This window comes from Streptomyces sp. NPDC006134, from assembly GCF_040628835.1.
GTDB lineage: Bacteria > Actinomycetota > Actinomycetes > Streptomycetales > Streptomycetaceae > Streptomyces.
In genome coordinates this window covers 37040-52530 of the sequence record NZ_JBEXTV010000036.1, presented here as the reverse complement: position 1 = coordinate 52530, position 15491 = coordinate 37040, and the positions used below count along the sequence as shown (strand labels likewise).

General features: G+C 70.8%; 15 protein-coding genes and 1 pseudogene. 5 read left to right on the top strand and 11 right to left on the bottom strand.

From position 1 onward, the window contains the following. Positions 1-111: 111 nt before the first annotated feature. Positions 112-519, top strand: coding sequence for a four-helix bundle copper-binding protein (locus ABZ340_RS23095; RefSeq protein ID WP_358783695.1), 408 nt, complete (start codon positions 112-114; stop codon positions 517-519). A gap of 78 nt (positions 520-597) precedes the next feature. On the opposite strand, the gene ABZ340_RS23090 is transcribed toward ABZ340_RS23095, so the two are convergent. The 3 genes from ABZ340_RS23090 to ABZ340_RS23080 form a co-directional block, all read right to left on the bottom strand. After that, positions 598-1476 carry an SGNH/GDSL hydrolase family protein gene (locus tag ABZ340_RS23090; RefSeq protein WP_358783694.1) on the bottom strand — a complete coding sequence of 293 codons (879 nt, stop codon included), beginning with the start codon at positions 1474-1476 and terminating at the stop codon, positions 598-600. 331 nt (positions 1477-1807) lie between these two features. Beyond that, complete coding sequence (locus tag ABZ340_RS23085; RefSeq protein WP_358783693.1) at positions 1808-2884, bottom strand: peptidoglycan recognition protein; 1077 nt, start codon at positions 2882-2884, stop codon at positions 1808-1810. Between the two features lie 416 nt (positions 2885-3300). Next, positions 3301-3903, bottom strand: a complete 603-nt coding sequence (locus tag ABZ340_RS23080; RefSeq protein WP_358783692.1) for a recombinase family protein — start codon at positions 3901-3903, stop codon at positions 3301-3303. Positions 3904-4227: 324 nt separating this feature from the next. Here ABZ340_RS23080 and argJ point away from each other — a divergent pair, with 324 nt between their 5' ends. Next, a complete protein-coding gene (argJ, locus tag ABZ340_RS23075) occupies positions 4228-5424 on the top strand; it encodes a bifunctional glutamate N-acetyltransferase/amino-acid acetyltransferase ArgJ (RefSeq protein WP_358783691.1) in 1197 nt (398 codons plus the stop codon). Beyond that, positions 5421-6275 carry an arginase family protein gene (locus ABZ340_RS23070; protein WP_358783690.1) on the top strand — a complete coding sequence of 285 codons (855 nt, stop codon included), beginning with the start codon at positions 5421-5423 and terminating at the stop codon, positions 6273-6275. Before argJ ends, ABZ340_RS23070 begins: the two co-directional genes overlap by 4 nt. A 21-nt stretch (positions 6276-6296) precedes the next feature. Here the strand turns inward: ABZ340_RS23070 and ABZ340_RS23065 are convergent, their stop codons facing one another. From ABZ340_RS23065 to ABZ340_RS23045, 5 genes and pseudogenes are all read right to left on the bottom strand, one after another. Next, positions 6297-8795: a Tn3 family transposase gene (locus tag ABZ340_RS23065; protein WP_358783725.1), complete on the bottom strand. Its 2499-nt coding sequence runs from the start codon at positions 8793-8795 to the stop codon at positions 6297-6299. Between the two features lie 52 nt (positions 8796-8847). Continuing rightward, on the bottom strand, positions 8848-9366 hold the full coding sequence (locus ABZ340_RS23060) for a DUF4158 domain-containing protein (protein ID WP_358783689.1): 519 nt from the start codon (positions 9364-9366) through the stop codon (positions 8848-8850). Positions 9367-9484: 118 nt separating this feature from the next. Then, a pseudogene (locus ABZ340_RS23055) lies at positions 9485-9685 on the bottom strand (adenylyl cyclase); the annotation flags it as partial. 20 nt (positions 9686-9705) lie between these two features. Continuing rightward, positions 9706-9888, bottom strand: coding sequence for a hypothetical protein (locus tag ABZ340_RS23050; RefSeq protein WP_358783727.1), 183 nt, complete (start codon positions 9886-9888; stop codon positions 9706-9708). Positions 9889-9999: 111 nt separating this feature from the next. Further along, positions 10000-10557, bottom strand: coding sequence for a helix-turn-helix transcriptional regulator (locus tag ABZ340_RS23045; RefSeq protein ID WP_358783688.1), 558 nt, complete (start codon positions 10555-10557; stop codon positions 10000-10002). A 208-nt stretch (positions 10558-10765) separates the two neighbouring features. Between ABZ340_RS23045 and ABZ340_RS23040 the strand changes: the two genes are divergently transcribed. Both ABZ340_RS23040 and ABZ340_RS23035 read left to right on the top strand, forming a co-directional pair. Continuing rightward, positions 10766-11092, top strand: a complete 327-nt coding sequence (locus tag ABZ340_RS23040; RefSeq protein WP_358783687.1) for a hypothetical protein — start codon at positions 10766-10768, stop codon at positions 11090-11092. Positions 11093-11682: 590 nt separating this feature from the next. Beyond that, entirely contained in the window at positions 11683-12096 is a 414-nt protein-coding gene (locus ABZ340_RS23035; protein ID WP_358783686.1) for a LacI family DNA-binding transcriptional regulator, read from the top strand. A gap of 105 nt (positions 12097-12201) precedes the next feature. Here ABZ340_RS23035 and ABZ340_RS23030 read toward each other — a convergent pair whose 3' ends face one another. The 3 genes from ABZ340_RS23030 to ABZ340_RS23020 are packed head-to-tail and all read right to left on the bottom strand — an operon-like array spanning position 12202 to position 15480. Beyond that, the gene (locus ABZ340_RS23030) at positions 12202-13557 is read right to left on the bottom strand and encodes a GH1 family beta-glucosidase (protein ID WP_358783685.1); all 1356 of its coding nucleotides are present in this window, start codon (positions 13555-13557) and stop codon (positions 12202-12204) included. Between the two features lie 56 nt (positions 13558-13613). Continuing rightward, the gene (locus ABZ340_RS23025) at positions 13614-14453 is read right to left on the bottom strand and encodes a carbohydrate ABC transporter permease (RefSeq protein WP_358783724.1); all 840 of its coding nucleotides are present in this window, start codon (positions 14451-14453) and stop codon (positions 13614-13616) included. Between the two features lie 28 nt (positions 14454-14481). Then, entirely contained in the window at positions 14482-15480 is a 999-nt protein-coding gene (locus tag ABZ340_RS23020) for a sugar ABC transporter permease (RefSeq protein WP_358783684.1), read from the bottom strand. Positions 15481-15491 lie beyond the last annotated feature (11 nt).

Genomic DNA, 15491 nt, shown 5'->3' with positions numbered 1-15491 from the left:
TTGTGCCGCCGCGGGCGGGCCAACCCGGCAGGGGCGGGTGCCGGGAGGGGAGGCAACGCGGGCCGTCCCGGTCCGCCCCCTCCGGCACCGATCCCGAGGAGGTGACCGGTGATGACGAAGGTCAGGGACATGCTCGCCACCTACCCGGCCGACCTGGGGCAGGTCGACCGGGACAGGCTCACCCGCTGTGTCGAGGAGTGCATCGCCTGTGCCCAGGCGTGTACGGCGTGTGCGGACGCCTGCCTGTCCGAGGGCATGGTCGGCGAGCTCGCGAAATGCATCCGCACCGACATGGACTGCGCGGACGTCTGCAACACCACCGCCTCCGTGCTGTCCCGCCACACCGGCTACGACGCCCACGTCACCCGCGCGGTCCTCATGGCCTGCGCCACCGCCTGCAAGGCCTGCGCCGACGAATGCTCCGCGCACGCGGACACGCACGAGCACTGCCGGCTGTGCGCCGAAGCCTGCCGTTCCTGCGAGCAGGCGTGCTACGACCTGATCCAGACCCTCGGCTGAAGCCTTCGGCCGTATCCGCGGGGCCGGTGGAACCGGCCGGGCCGCCGTCGCGGCGGCCCGGTCCGTGCGGCACGGGGGTCAGCCGAGGCCCAGGGCCGTCAGCGTCTGCTCCGCCATCCGGCTCTCGCCCAGGGCGTTGGGGTGGACGGGAACGACGTTGGTCCCGAAGAGCAGGGGCTCCACCCAGCGGGTGGAGGCGGGCCGGCAGGCGTCGTGCCCCTCGGAGGTCCGGGAGAAGTCCACGTACGTGGCGCCGGTCTCCCGGGCGGCGCGTGCGACGACCTCGTTGAGGCGCGCCTGGATGCCGCGCAGGTAGGGCACGTCGCCGGAGGCGATCGGCATCTTGGCGTAGCAGGACGGCTCGGCGACGGGCGGCAGGATCCACGGGTAGCCGAGGACGGCGACCCGCGCGCCGGGGGCCTTGGCCCGGATCTTCTGGAGGGCGGTCTTCACGGCCGGGTAGGTGCTGTCGTCGATCCGGTCGGTGAACGTGTCGCCGTACAGGGTCTTGCAGGGGCTGCCGTGGCCGCCGGTGGCGATGCCGGCCGTGCCACAGGCCAGCAGGGCGCCGATGAAGGTGTTGTTGTCGTTGCCGCCGATCGTCAGGGTCACCAGCCGGGTGCCGCTGTGCACGGCGTCGAGCTGCGGGGGGACGCCCGGGTACTGGGCCGTGGAGAAGTCCTTGGTCTGGGCGCCGCCGCAGGTGACGTCCGTGAGGGCGGCGCCGGTGCGGTCGGCTATGACGCGGGGGTAGTTGAGCGTGGACCGCATGCAGAGCAGCGGTGCTCGCGGGTCGACGGGCAGGATGCCGGAGCCCGCGCTGTAGCTGTCGCCGAGGGCGACGTACGGCAGGGGGCCGGCGGCCTGTGCGGGGGGACCGGCCAAGAGGCCGGCGGCCGCCGCGCAGGCGACGGTGACGACCGCCGTCAGGGCACGGCGGAGGGGGCGTCTGGGCATCCGTTCTCTCCTCGGAGTCGGGCATGCCGGACCCGGGCACGGCGGCGCCCGGCGGCGTACGGACGGGGGCTCGGCGGCTCGGCGGAGAGTCGACGGCGGTCGCGCCCACGGACGGCCCGCACACCGGCGACGACACGAGGAACACCGGGTTACTGAACGGTTCTACCGCTAGGTAATGTGCAGCCCGCCCGTCGCTCCGTCAACAAAGCCGGCAGAACTTCTTGAAATCGCCACCATCGTCCGGCCGCCCCGGGCCGACACGCCGTCAGGCCGAGGGTTCGTCAGACCGAGGAACCGACAGTCCGAGGCGCCGGGCCGGGAGCCGGCCCCGCTACTCCCCCGCGGCCGTCGGCACCGCAGCGCCCCGGCTGCTCCCGGAGGAGGTACCGGCGGCGAACGCGGCGGCCCGGACGCGGATGGCGGGCAGCTCGGCGTACAGCCGCGCGCCGGGGCACTCGGTGTTGTAACCGTCGCGGTGGCCGTGGATCGCCGGGAAGCTCAGCTTCGCCCCCTTGGCCCACGTCGCGCCGGTGTGGCTGCGGCCGGCGGCACCGGCGGTGAGCGTGGCGGTGCCCGCCGGGTCGACGCCGTACTGGCCGAGCTTCCACGCCGCCAGCTTCGCCACCGAGTCCAGGACCGCCGCGCCGGGGGTGACGTCCGTGTAGCTGCCGAGCACCGCGACGCCGCTGGTCTCCGTGTTGAAGCCGTAGGCGTGGGCCCCCAGGACAGGCCGGTCGACACCGCCCTTGCGCCCCTCGTAGAGCGTGCCGCACTTGTCGACGAGGAAGTTGTAGCCGATGTCCTTCCAGCCCAGTTGCCCTACGTGGTAGGCGTGGATCCCGCGCAGCACGGCCGGGGCCTCGGCGCAGGTGTAGGCGTTGGACCCGGCGGTGTGGTGGACCACCATCGCCTCGACCTTCCCGCCCGGCAGGTAGGCGGGGGCCTGCGGGCTGATCGACTCGTCCGCTCCCCATCCGGCCCGGGACACGATCGCCGGACGCGGAACCGGCGCGCTCTGCGGGGCGGCCCCGGGGCCGACGACCGGCGACGGCACGGGCGCGCCCCCGCCGGGGACGCCCGGTCCCGGCTCGATCAGGTCCAGCCGCAGCCCTTCGGGCAGGGCGGAGGAACCGTCCGCGTCCGGGACGACCCGGGCCTCCACGCCGTCGGACGGGCCCACCCACGCCGGGGCGGTACCGCCCCGCAGCGCCGGTTCCTCTCCCCGGGCGTCGTCACCGTCCAGCCGCAGCCACCCGGACCAGCGTGCCGTCCCCCTGGCCCGGGTGCGCACCTCGACGGTCGCGGTCAGGCGGGCGTCGGGATCGTCCCAGGTGACTCCCAGCAGACTGAAGGGGCGGGTGTCCGTCCCGCTGAGCACGATGCCGTCCCGGCCGTCCGGGACCGGCACCGTACGGACCCGGACGAGTCCCTGTGACGATGCGCCGGAACCCGTACCGCCGTGTCCCTGCGCTCCGGCAGCACAGGCGATTTCGAGGACCAGCGTTCCCGCCGCGGCTGCCGCGGCCCAGCGCCTTCTGCTCCACACGTGTCGACTCCCTCGCCGGCCGGCGCTTCTCGATCGAATCGCACGTGAGTGTGGCAGCCGTCCGGCGTTCGTCGGATCATCGACACGGGGGTGCGGCCGGTGTCCCGGGTGCGCTTCCCCCCAGGGGTGAGGAACCATGGGCCGAACGGCGGACCCACGGCGTCCGCGGCCCAACGGCCGGGGCCGGCGGCTCCCCGGGGCGATGGCATACCGGGGCCGCCGCCCTCGGAAGACGGGGTGCCGGTAAGAACCGTGTCACCAGCCGCAAACGGCGGTGATCAGTCCTTTGACCTGGAGGGTCGGGGCAGTTCTGCCGTGTTGGTCGACTCGGCGAGTGCGAGGCGACCACCCTTGAGTTCGGGCACGTAGTTGCAGATGGTGTTGCGGGAGACGCCGAGGAGCTTGGCGATCGAGGTGACGGTGTTCTCCGGTCGGGCGAGCAGGTCGCGTGCGTGGTGTACCTGTTCGTCGGTCAAGGCCGGCGGTCGGCCGAGGCGGGCATCTCGGGCGCGGGCGGCGTCCAGGCCCTCGTTGGTGCCCTGGACGATGAGTTCGCGGATGAACTCTGCCAGGGCCGCGAAGACGTGGAAGACCAGGCGCCCGCCGGGCGTGGTCGTGTCGAGCGCTTCGTGCAGTGAGGTGAAGCCGATGCCGCGCTTGCGCAGGCCGGACACGATCGCGATGAGGTCCTGGATGGAGCGGCCGAGTCGGTCCAGCGACGGGACGACGAGGGTGTCGCCCTCGCGCAGGTAGTCGAGGGCCTTACGCAGTTCCTCGCGTTCGGCGTTCTTGCCGGACTTCTTGCCGGCGAAGATCCGGATGCATCCGGCTTCGGTGAGTGCGTGGATCTGCCGATCGAGCAGCTGCCCCTTGGTGGACACGCGTGCGCATCCCACGAGCCCACCAGTACCAGGGCCGGGTCCGTACGGCCGGTACGGGGGCGAGGAGATCGGCGATGTCGTCGTCCTGGGGTGGCTGCATCCGCCAAATCGTACAGAAAAGGGTACTCCTCAAGTTCTTGAGCACCTCGACTTTCCGACACCGTTTTAGGGCATGATCCGGCGCCGGTTCGGCCGTGCACCGCCGCTTACTGATCTTGCTCATCAATCGGTCGTTTCCTGATCGCGTGGCGAGGTGGGGTGGGTTCGGGGTCGGCGCTCGAAAGTGGATGGACAGCCTGCCCCCAAGGTGCAAATATATGTCGCATGACGCATGATCATTCATTGGATCAAGATTCTGACCCTGTGGCGTGGCCAATAGGCTTCCGGGCCTACACAGGGCACGGCGGTCTGCGCGAGTACGGCGACGACATCTCCATCGTCGTGTCGGACCGGCCGGCCACCAGCGCCGCGATGTTCACCCAGAGCCTCTTCGCGGGTCCGGCCGTAGTCCTCAGTCGTGCTCATGCCTCGGGACAGAACCTGCGTGCTGTGACGACGCTGGCGCAGAACGCGAACGTCGCCACCGGGCGCCGGGGTGAGGAGAACGCTGCGGAGGTCGTCCGCCGTGTCGCCGGGATTGCGGGGATCCCGGAGGACGAGGTGCTCATCGGCTCCACCGGCGTCATCGGACGCCCGCTGCCGATGGGCACCATCCGTACGCACTTCGACGAGACCGCCGAGCGCGGCCTCGCGGCGTTCGTGGCCGGACCGCTGGATGTGGCACGCGCGATGATGACCACCGACACCCGCCCGAAGACCGCCGTACGGACCGTCGGGCAGGCCCGCATCGTGGGCGTCGCCAAGGGTGTCGGCATGCTGGAACCCAATATGGCCACGATGCTGGCCTACGTGTTCACCGACGCGGACATGTCCCCGGCCGACCTGGACAGCGCATTGCGCGCAGCGGTGGATCGCACGTTTAATTGCCTGAGCGTCGACACCGACACCTCCACCTCCGACACAGTGGCGGTCATCGCCAACGGCGCCGCAGGACCAGCCGATCCCGCGGAGTTCTCCGAAGCCCTCGCAGACCTCTGCCTGGACCTCACCCGGCAGCTGGCCAGTGACGGCGAAGGCGCCACCAAGCTCCTGCGCGTCACGGTTGCCCAGGCTGGCGACTACGGACAGGCCAAACGCATCGCCAAGAGCGTGGTGAACTCTCCGCTGGTCAAGACCGCCGTCCACGGCGCCGACCCGAACTGGGGCCGAGTGCTGATGGCCATCGGCAAGAACACCGACGACACCGACATCGCGCCGGGCAACGTCACCGTGAGATTCGGCGACATCGAGGTGTACCCCGAAGAACCCGAGGCCGACACCCTCGACAAACTCGTCGGCATCATGCGCCGGGACGAGGTCGACATCGTCATCACGCTCGGCATCGGACAGGCCGAAGCCACGGTCTACGGCTGCGACCTGTCCGCCGGCTACATCCGCATCAACGCGGACTACACGACATGACCGGGCTCGACCGCAGCAACGGATCCCCTACCGTTCTCGTGATTCCCCAGTGGCAAGGGTCGGCTGCACGCAATCCTCAACGGCTCGCTGAGGGGGCGCACCGGCTGAGCGCGCTGTTCCCCGCAGCGCGACGCACTGTCGTCGACATCGACCCCCGCCCCGGACAGGACCTGGACGGCGTACGCCACCTCGATGTGCTGACCCGCTCGCTGGAAGCAACCAGGGCCGCGCTGGGCCGGAGTGGCGATGACACGCTGCTTTCTGTGGGCGGCGACTGCGGCATCGAGCTCGCGCCCGTCGCCCGCGCCGTCGCTCGCCATGGCGACAGCCTGGCAGTTGTCTGGTTCGACGCCCACGCGGACCTCAACACCCCCGACACGTCTCCCTCGGGGGGCTTCCACGGAATGGTGCTGCGCACCCTGCTCGGCCAGGGGCCGTCACAACTGGTGCCCAGGCCGGATGAGCGCCTTTCCACCCGGCAGCTCGTGCTCGCGGGCGCTCGTGCCCTCGATCCCGCCGAGCTGGACTTCATCGCGTCCGAACGAGTCCGAGCCCTGTCCGTTCAGGCTCTTCGGGAGCCGGGCCAACTGATTTCCGCGGTGGCAGGTACGGGGGCCACGCACGTCTACATCCACCTGGACCTGGACGTGCTGGACCCCGAGCACTTCACCAGCCTGTCCTGCCCGGAACCCGGGGGCCTGCACCCCGACCAGCTGCGCGCCGCCCTGCACGCGCTGACCAAGCGCTTCGACTTCGCCGGCATGGGGATCACGGAGCATGCCCCCGCCGCCGACTCAGCCAACAGCGACCACGTCCTCCAAAGAATCCTCGACGGCATGGCTTTCCAGTAGCGACAGCCTGTACCGGGTCAGTCACCGTTTTCCCGCCGCAGCCGAGCCGACACCGTTGATCGGTGCCCGGGCGCCCGGCACCGTAGTTGCGGTGAGGTTCAGACGTGCCTCCATGTCGAGGTTCACCTCGCCGTACGGGCGTACGTGGGACCAGAACAGCGGGGTCAGGCCGCGCCGGTCGGCGTCGGTGAGGAGTTCGGCCCACTCGGGTTCGCCGAGGATGTCCTGAAGCATCAGGGTGTTCACGTAGACCAGGGCGGACTGGAGGATCCGCAGGCACAGCACGAACGTCTCCTGTTCGTCGCGCCGGTTCGAGGTGATTTCTCCGCCTTTGCCGTAGGCGATCACGGAGTTGGTGCCGTTGGAGGATTCCATGACGTTCAGGCTCTCCTCGATCTCCCGCTGGAGGTCCCGAAGCCGCAGATAGCGCGCCACGAAGATGGTCTTCTGCGCGCGGCCGACCTCCAGCATGGCCGCATGGGTGGGGTGGGAGGCGTTGCGGGTGAAGCGGCGCAAGATCGCCTCGGTCGACGCGGTCCGGGTACGGATCGCGGTCGCGTACTTGATCATCTGGTCGTACTGCCGGGCGATGAGTTCCCAGTGGATCGGCCGGGTCAGCGCCGGGGTGAGTTGCAGGTAGGCGTCCGGCTCGCCGGCCACCGGCCGGTACAGCTTCACCTTGTTGATCCGCTTGATCCTGGGCAGCAGGTCGAAGTTCAGCAGTCTCGTGACGCCGAACCCGATTTCCGACTGGCCATGCGAGTCCGTGTAGTTGGCCTCGACGTCCATGGTGGTGCCGTGCCGCATCGCGCCTCCGACCATCGCGGCGGCCTCGGAGGCGGTGCAGTTGATCAGCTGGGAGTGGATGGCCAGGGACTTCTTCTCCACGTGCCAGTGGATGAGGACCCCGCGGCCTCCGTAGCGCGCGTGCCACTCAGTGAACAAGTTCTGGTCGTAGGCGCGCACGTGGGTGGAGTCGGAGGCGACCGCGGTCGAGCCCTGGCCCCACAGGTCGGTACTGCGGGAGGCGAAGGTGGCGTTCGCGATCTGGATGGCGATGGCGCGGGCGGCCTCCGCGGACAGGTAGCGGCGCCGGACGTAGCGCAGTTCGTCCTCCGTGTGGCCGTGGCCGCCGGAGGCGACGGCCTTGATCCCGGTGTTCGTGCCGTAGGCGTAGATCACCAGAAGCAGGCGCTCGGCCAGGACCTCCGCCGAGAGGGAGCCGCCGCCGGAGACCGAGGTGACCGCGTCCAGGCAGCCTGTGCGCAGGACGGCCTCCTTGAGCATGTCGATGAGCGGCACTACGCCCCACCGGCGCTGTACTTCGGCCTTGATCCTGCGCAGGTTCTTCGGCTCGGGCTGGGCCTCGGCCGGGGTGAGCCGGATCGCCCCGGACTTCCGCTCAGCGATGTCCAGCCAGGACAGCTTGGGCATCCGGTCGTTCAGCAGCGTCAGCTCGGTGGTCATCTGCCCCCGCAACTCGTCGACGAAGTCTGCCGCGTCCAGCGGCTTGCGCAGTTCGCGGTAGTTCTCCTCGCGCCGCTCAGCGAAGTCCTGGGGCAGGTCCTCATCCGGGTTGCGCCACTTGTCAGCGCCGACGACCCAGATCTCCTTGCGCTTGAGCTGGTCGCGCAGGGCCTGGAAGGCGACGACCTCGTAGACCATGCGCACCACCCGGCGCCGGCCCCGCTTGTCGGTGCGGTGCACGACCTCCGCCCAGTCCCCGCCCATCGCCTTGTGGGCCGGCACCGTCTCGCCCAGCGGGTAGTACGTGGTGTTGCCCGCCGCCGCGTACCGGGCCACCAGCGCCAGGGCCTCGATCACCGGCCGGTGCGTGTGGTTGGACGAACGGAACTCCAGCACGTCCAGCAGCTTGATCAGCCCGCGCCGGTAGTGGTTGGTGTAGGACGCCTTCAACGTGGTCTGCACCGTGCGCCGGTAGACCGGGCCGCGGGTCTTGAACTCGTGCACCAGCTCCCGCAGCGTCTGCTCACCGCCCGATACGGCCGGGTAGACGACCTCGCGGACCGTGCCCTCCGGGTCGCCGATCGACGCCTCGGCGAGCTTGAAGAGGATGTTCTCCTTGCCCGACACCTTCTTGAACGCGTTGACCAACTGCTCGGTGACCTTCTTCTCCGCCCGCGCTCCGATCCGGTGCACCGTGGATATCAGCAGCTCCACCAGCGTGTCCGTGATCTCCCGCTCCCGCTCGTGCAGCAGCGCGGCCAGCAGCGTCACCCGCAACGGCAGCGGGTGCGTGCGCAGATGGGAGGGCGACTCCTCTGCGGCCCGCGCCCGCCATCCGGCCACCACCTTCGGCGCAACGTCCGTGAACAGATCCGGCGGAAGCCCGATCGCGCGGACCGCGAGCAGTTTGTCGATCTCGGTGAGCATCGTCTCCAGGCTGACGTTGCCGGGCGCTTCCTTGATTTTCCCCAGGACTGGCGGTCCGTCCTCGCCCTCGCCAGTCCCGGCGTCACCGGGTTCGGCGTCGTCCTCCTGGTCGGCGCTGGCGACCAGGGCGACGATCCGCTCGATGCTCTCTACCGTGATCCGTGCCGAGATCCGCGCCTCAGCGTCTCCTCAGCGACCCGCAGCGCCGCCCCCACGATCCGGTCGCACCGCCCAGGGTGGGCGGCTCGATGCACTCCGTACGACAACGGGCCGGCAGCTCCACCCGCACCTGCTCCGGCCGCCGCTCCTTGCAGGCGACGTGCTCGGCGAGCCAGGCCGCCGGCTTGTCCGCGTCCGCGACGCTGCACTCACGAAAGCCCAGGTGCCCGCGGATCTGCGCACGGTGGTACTCGACCGTCCGACCGCTCCACTCATACGCGTCCAGCTCGGACGCGGGCACCTGTAGCTGCCGGGCGACGAACTCCACCGCCTCGCCCGGCAGCTCGAACCGGCCCCGGGGAAACCGGCCGTACTGCGTATAGAACTTCAGCAACACGGCGAAGCCGAGTCGCGTCGTGCCACGCTTGCCGGATACGAGGGCCCGCTCGTCCTCCAGCAGCGTCCAGTGCTCGTACCAGGTCGTCCAGGTCCAAAGGGGTACGGGCCACGGTTGTCGATCGTCCTCTCGGAGCCTCACCCCGCGCCGACCACGACGACCGGCCCGCCCTTGATCCTGAGCGACCGCCGCCTGTAACGAACCGCCCCCTGCACGGCCCGCGAAGGGCCGTGCAGGGGGCGGTTCGCCGTGCTCGGGATCAACGCCGTTGCGCAGAGACAGCGCTCGTGTACGTCTCTCGCGTCAGATCCTCCGGTCCGATGCCGAAATCGGCGAGGACCGCGCGGATGTCGGCCAGGGCGGCAGGCACATCCGTCTCGTCAACGAGCGTCTCGACTTCCAGGAAGGTCCCGTCGATCTCCGGAACACGCACGAGCGTGGCGAGCATCCGCCGGCCACGAGTCTCGTTCCCCTCTCCGTTCAGACTGTGCGTTCGGCCCCGTCGACAACCGCCTCGGACATCCGGCGGAACCCCCTGAACAGGGGTCCGTGCGGTGTCTCCATGACCTTGTAGGTGGCCGACTCGTGCCCCTCCCAACCGGCGTCGAAAGCACCGACGAACATCGTGGCGTCCGTACGGATCACCCGCCACGTAGGCAGCATGCGGTACCGGTACACCCTGATGTCGCATGTCCCGGCCAGTTCCCGCAGACGCGCCTCAGCCAGGCGTACACCGCGGGCGAGCGACTCAGCGGACTCCCCGATCTCGGCTGCTCACCGTGCAAGCGCCGACGACTCCGGGTCGAGCAGGGCGACCCGGACCCGCAGCCCCTTACCGCCTTGCTCCCTGGGCAGGCAGGCCCGCAGCAGGCTGTCGTCGAGCCCGATCAGCCCGAGCCCGCGCACGGCCAGGACATCCAGCTCCTGCGCCTCGCGGGCCTGCTGCTGGATCTCCTCCGCTGCCGAGTGCTGGGCCGCGTAGACGCGGACGGCTTCAGGAAACGCCGCCAGGTCGAACGCGGCGCCGCCGCTGCGCTTCTCGCGGCCGGCAGCCAGGCCGAGCAGATGTCGGGCGTCGTCGGGCATGTGGAGACCATCGGCGATCCGCTCGTACACGTCGAGCTGGGATACCACGCGGCGCCCGTTGATGATCTCGTTGACACGGGCCTGTGTCATCCCGGCTGCGGTGGCGATGCGGGCTTGGCTCGCACCGGCGTACTGCTGCACGTACCGGAACACGGCGCCCATGTCTCGCACACGCAGCGCCCGGCGCATCTCGGCGCGCTCCCATGCCGAGTCGGGTAGGTCGATCGGCTCCAGTGCAGTTCCCACAGTGGCGACCCTCGGTATCCACGAACGGGATGGAGTTCCATCCCACCGTGAGATTACGGAGGGATATCGACCCGACACGGTGCGTCACAAGATCCTGGCTGACTAGAGCCCGGCGGCCGTGCGACCGGCCCCGGGCGTGGCCAACGCTGCTGAGGAGCGCCGACATGCGACACGGTACTGATCCGCGGCCCCCACGAGGAGTGGGCCGATGAGCATCACCACGCAGGAGATCCCGCCCGAGGTTCTGGCCCTGCTCGCGCTGCCCGAGTCCGACACGCTGACTCCGGATCAAGTCCGTGGCGCGGTCTGTGCCTGGTGCCCGCGGCGGCTGACCGGCGCGACGGCCGTCGATCTCGGCGAGCTGACCGGTGACGACGGCCGCTGGTGGCCGCGTGCCTGCGGACCGTGCGTCGGCCGCCGCGCGCACCAGGCGCTCTATGCCCACGCCCCCTTGTGCGAGCCCTGCGTCGACGACGTCGGCCGGTGCGCAACCGGCCGGGCACTGCCCCGGCTCGTCAGGAGGTACCGCCGATGACGTGGGGCCCCACGAGCCCGCCCCCTGCCCTGGGGGTGCTGCCTCCCGAACCGCCCCCGGTGGCGGAATGCCGGACGTGCCAAAGTCTCGCACGGGAACGGGAGGAAGCCCGGGCGGCGAAGGACGGCTCACGCGTCTCCGACTGCAACGTCCTCATCCGTGCCCACCCCCACACCGCTCCCCGGCCCGGCAGCCGGCGGTCCTGAACTCCCGTCGGCGGCGCAGGGCGAACACGGCGCCGCAGGGCTGGAGCGGCCATCGCTGGTCGGTCGCCGAGCCCGGCAGCCCCGCACCGGCCCCGCCACCGGCTCGGCTCTGGTACGGCCCCTGGCCCAAGCCGCTTCACCGGCTCGGGGCCGTGCTCCTGGCCAGGCGGCTGGCGCGCTGGGAGGCCGCGAACCGGCGGGTGGGCGAGGCCTGGCGCCGGACGGCGCCAGACGCACTGCGGGACGGAACGGCCCGGCGTCCGTGTCCCGGCCCACTTCACCCCGTACGCCGAGGGTGCCACGGCGTACGGGGACGGGCCCGGGCGGCCCTGACGGCGGCCGGCCGCCCTGGGTCCGGCAGAACACCGGCGTCAAAGTGCCCGTATGAACAGGCAGGTCCCGACGCTGGAGGATGTCGCGCGGGAGGCGGAGGTCTCCCGCGCCACGGTGTCGCGGGTCGTCAACGGGGTGCGCAACGTCGATCCCGGCCGCCAGGATCTGGACCACTACGCGGGGGGCCGTCTGGCCGGAGAGCGGCTGCTGGCCCGCGGCTGCCGCCGCGTCGCGATGATCGGCGTCCCGCGGGATCTGCGGGCCGGCCGTGACCGCCTCGCCGGATTCCGCGACGTCCTGGCGCGCGCGGGCCACGACAGCCCTCCGGTCGTCGAGGGCGCCTTCACCCTCGACAGCGGAGCGGCGGCCATGGCCGGGCTGCTGGACGAGCACGTCCAGGGCGGCCGTACCGAGCCGCACACGCGTGTCTTCGCACCGGAACTGGTGGTGCGCGCGTCCGCCTGAGGCGCCGTGCGCGGTGCGTCGGGCGGGTCCCGCCCGGTCCTGACGCCGGGCGCCGGGGCGGTGCCCGGCGTCAGGACCTCACGGGAAGGCCGGTGCCGCGGGCCGTCAGGCGGCGGATTGCCGGTGGGCGCGGATGATGTCGGCGTAGCGCCGGCCGCTGGTCTTGACGGTCCGCGCCTGCGTGGCGTAGTCGACGTGGACGAGGCCGAAGCGCTTGTCGTAGCCGTAGGCCCATTCGAAGTTGTCGAGCAGGGACCAGGCGTAGTAGCCGGCCAGCGGCGCGCCCTTGCGGACCGCGCGGGCGCAGGCGGCGATGTGCTGCTCCAGGTAGCGGGCCCGGTCGGGGTCGTGGACGGTGCCGTCGGGGGCGGCGGTGTCCGGGAAGGCGGAGCCGTTCTCGGTGACGTACAGCCTGCGCACGCCGTAATCGTCGGTCAGGCGCAGCAGCAGGGCCTCCAGGCCGCCGGCGTCGATCTGCCAGTCCATGCCGGTGCGCGGCACGTCGGGCAGGCGGACCTCGCGGGCGTACGGGACGGGGCCGGCGGGGTCGTCGGCCACGGTCACCGGGAAGTAGTAGTTGAGGCCGTGCCAGTCCAGGGGCGCGGCGATCGTCTCCGGGTCGCCGGGGCGCTCCGGCAGGTCCACGCCGTACAGCTCGCGCATGTCGGCGGGGAAGCCGCGGCCGTAGACGGGGTCGAGCCACCAGCGGTTGGTGTGGCCGTCCATGCGGGTGGCCGCCGCGATGTCCTCGGGGCGGGTGGAGGCGGCCTCGACGGTGGAGTGGTTGGTGACGAGGCCGACCTGCGCGCCGGGGGCCGCGGCGCGGATCGCCCGCGTGGCCAGGCCGTGGGCGAGCAGCAGGTGGTACGAGGCGCGTACGGCGGCGGTCAGGTCGGTGAGGCCGGGGGCCATCCGGCCCTCCAGGTGGCCGATCCAGGCGGAGCACAGGGGTTCGTTGAGGGTGGCCCACCGGGTGACGCGGTCGCCGAGCCGGCCGGCGACGGCGGAGGCGTAGGCGGCGAGGTGTTCGGCGGTGTCGCGCACGGTCCAGCCGCCGCGGTCCTGGAGGGCCTGGGGAAGGTCCCAGTGGTAGAGGGTGATGTTGGGGGTGATGCCCGCGTCGAGGAGGCCGTCGACGAGGCGGTCGTAGAAGTCGAGGCCGGCCGGGTTGACCGGCCCGTCGCCGCCGGGCACCACGCGGGGCCAGGCGACGGACATGCGGTAGGTGTCGGTGCCGAGCCGCTTCATCAGCGCGATGTCCTCGGGCCACCGGTGGTAGTGGTCGCAGGCCACGTCGCCGTGGTCGCCGTTGTCGATCGCGCCGGGGGTGTGGGAGAAGGTGTCCCAGATCGACGGTGCCCGGCCGTCCTCGGCGACGGCGCCCTCGATCTGGTAGGCGGAGGTGGCCGTGCCCCAGGTGAAGTCTTCGGGGAAGGCGGCGAGGTCGAGCGGTTCGGACACGGGGAGCCTTTCTGGGCTGGTCGGGCGGGAGCGGGGCGGGAATGCGGCCCCGGCGGCTACTTGACGGCGCCGGCGGTCAGGCCGGTGACGAGGTAGCGCTGGAGGAGGAGGAAGCCGGCGACGACGGGCAGGCTGACGACGAGGGAGGCGGCCATGACCTGGTTCCAGTACACGTCGTTCTGGGTGGCGTAGCCCTGGAGGCCGACGGCGAGGGTGCGGGTGGTGTCGTTGGTCATGACGGAGGCGAAGAGGACCTCGCCCCAGGCGGTCATGAACGCGTAGACGGCGACGGCGACGATGCCGGGGACCGCGGCGGGCACGATGACCCGGAAGAGGGCGCCGAGCGGGCCGCAGCCGTCCACCTTGGCCGCCTCGTCCAGGTCGCGGGGCACCGAGTCGAAGTAGCCGATCAGCATCCAGATGGAGAACGGCAGCGAGAAGGTGAGGTAGGTGAGGATCAGGCCGCCTCGGGAGCCGAACAGCGCGATGCCGGTGGCGTTGCCGATGTTGACGTAGATGAGGAACAGCGGCAGCAGGAACAGGATGCCGGGGAACATCTGGGTCGACAGCACGGTCACCGTGAAGACGCGCTTGCCGCGGAAGGTGTGGCGGCTGACCGCGTAGGCGGCGAACACGGCGATGGTGACGGAGCAGACGGTCGCCGCCGTGGCCACGATCAGGGAGTTCACGAAGTAGTCGGCGAGCGGGACCGTGTCCCAGATGTCGAGGTACGGGCGGACGGTGAGCTCCGAGGGGAACCACGCGAACTCGCCCGACACGTCCTCCAGCGGTTTCAGCGAGCTGGAGACCATCACGTACACCGGCAGCAGCACGAAGGCGGACAGGAGGGTCAGGAAGATCCTCCGGCTCCACAGGAAGGACCGCGGGGCGGCCATCGGGGAGCGGGCCTGACGCCGGGACTGGCTAGGCATCGGTGGCCTTCCTTCCTCGGGACGTGAGCAGGAGGTAGACGCCCGTCACCACGAGCAGGAACAGCAGCAGGAGGACCGACATGGCCGAGCCCGCCCCGAAGTTCCAGGTCTGGAACGAGGACTGGTAGATGTGCAGGGAGATGAGGTCCGCGGCCTCCGGCGCCGCCTTGCCGAACAGGACGAAGGGGGTGTTGAAGTCGTTGAACGTCCACAGGAACAGCACCAGGACGAGGACCTGGTTGACGGGGCGCAGCGCCGGCAGGGTGATGCGGCGGATCTGCTGCCACATGCCCGCGCCGTCCAGGGCGGCGGCCTCGTAGACGTCCTTCGGGATGTTCTGGAGCCCGGCCATGATGATGAGGAAGGCGAACGGCCAGCCCTTCCACACCGAGACGACGAGCAGCGCGAGGAAGCTGTTGTCGCCGATCAGCCAGAACGGGTTGCCGTCGGTGAGCCCGAGCTGGTCGTGCAGCACGTGGTTGATCAGGCCCTTGTCCCGCTGGAACATGAACGCCCAGGTGATGACGGCGGCGTAGACGGGCAGCGCGTACGGGACGAGGAAGAGCGTGCGCAGCAGGCCCCGGCCGCGGAAGGTCTCCTGCATGAAGATCGCCGCGGCCGTCCCGAGCAGCCAGCACAGGCCGACCGACAGGACGGTGAACAGGCAGGTGGTGAGGAACGACTTCAGCAGCGCCTCGCCCACGGGGGCGTCGAAGTCGACCGACAGCGCGTAGTTGCCGAAGCCCGCCCAGGGGGCGGTGGTCCAGTCGCGGATGTAGAACTGGGTCAGTTCCTTGAAGCTGACGACGATGCCGATGACCATCGGCACCAGGTGGACCAGGAGTTCGAGGGCGAGCGCGGGAAGCAGCAGCAGGTACGGCAGTCCGGCGCGGCGCAGCCGCCCGGGGCGGCGGCGCGTGGGCGGTGCCGCCCCGGGGCCGTCCTTCCGGGCCTTCCGCTCGCCTGTGCTCAGGGCAGCGGTGGTGGTCATGGTGGTGTCCG

Excerpts from the sequence above, each read along its gene's own strand:
- ABZ340_RS23095 (WP_358783695.1), top strand. The coding sequence starts at position 112 with ATGACGAAGGTCAGGGACATGCTCGCCACCTACCCGGCCGACCTGGGG.
- ABZ340_RS23090 (WP_358783694.1), bottom strand. The coding sequence starts at position 1,476 with ATGCCCAGACGCCCCCTCCGCCGTGCCCTGACGGCGGTCGTCACCGTC.
- argJ (WP_358783691.1), top strand. The coding sequence starts at position 4,228 with ATGACGCATGATCATTCATTGGATCAAGATTCTGACCCTGTGGCGTGG.
- ABZ340_RS23070 (WP_358783690.1), top strand. The coding sequence starts at position 5,421 with ATGACCGGGCTCGACCGCAGCAACGGATCCCCTACCGTTCTCGTGATT.
- ABZ340_RS23050 (WP_358783727.1), bottom strand. The coding sequence starts at position 9,888 with ATGCTGCCTACGTGGCGGGTGATCCGTACGGACGCCACGATGTTCGTC.
- ABZ340_RS23040 (WP_358783687.1), top strand. The coding sequence starts at position 10,766 with ATGAGCATCACCACGCAGGAGATCCCGCCCGAGGTTCTGGCCCTGCTC.
- ABZ340_RS23035 (WP_358783686.1), top strand. The coding sequence starts at position 11,683 with ATGAACAGGCAGGTCCCGACGCTGGAGGATGTCGCGCGGGAGGCGGAG.
- ABZ340_RS23025 (WP_358783724.1), bottom strand. The coding sequence starts at position 14,453 with ATGGCCGCCCCGCGGTCCTTCCTGTGGAGCCGGAGGATCTTCCTGACC.
- ABZ340_RS23020 (WP_358783684.1), bottom strand. The coding sequence starts at position 15,480 with ATGACCACCACCGCTGCCCTGAGCACAGGCGAGCGGAAGGCCCGGAAG.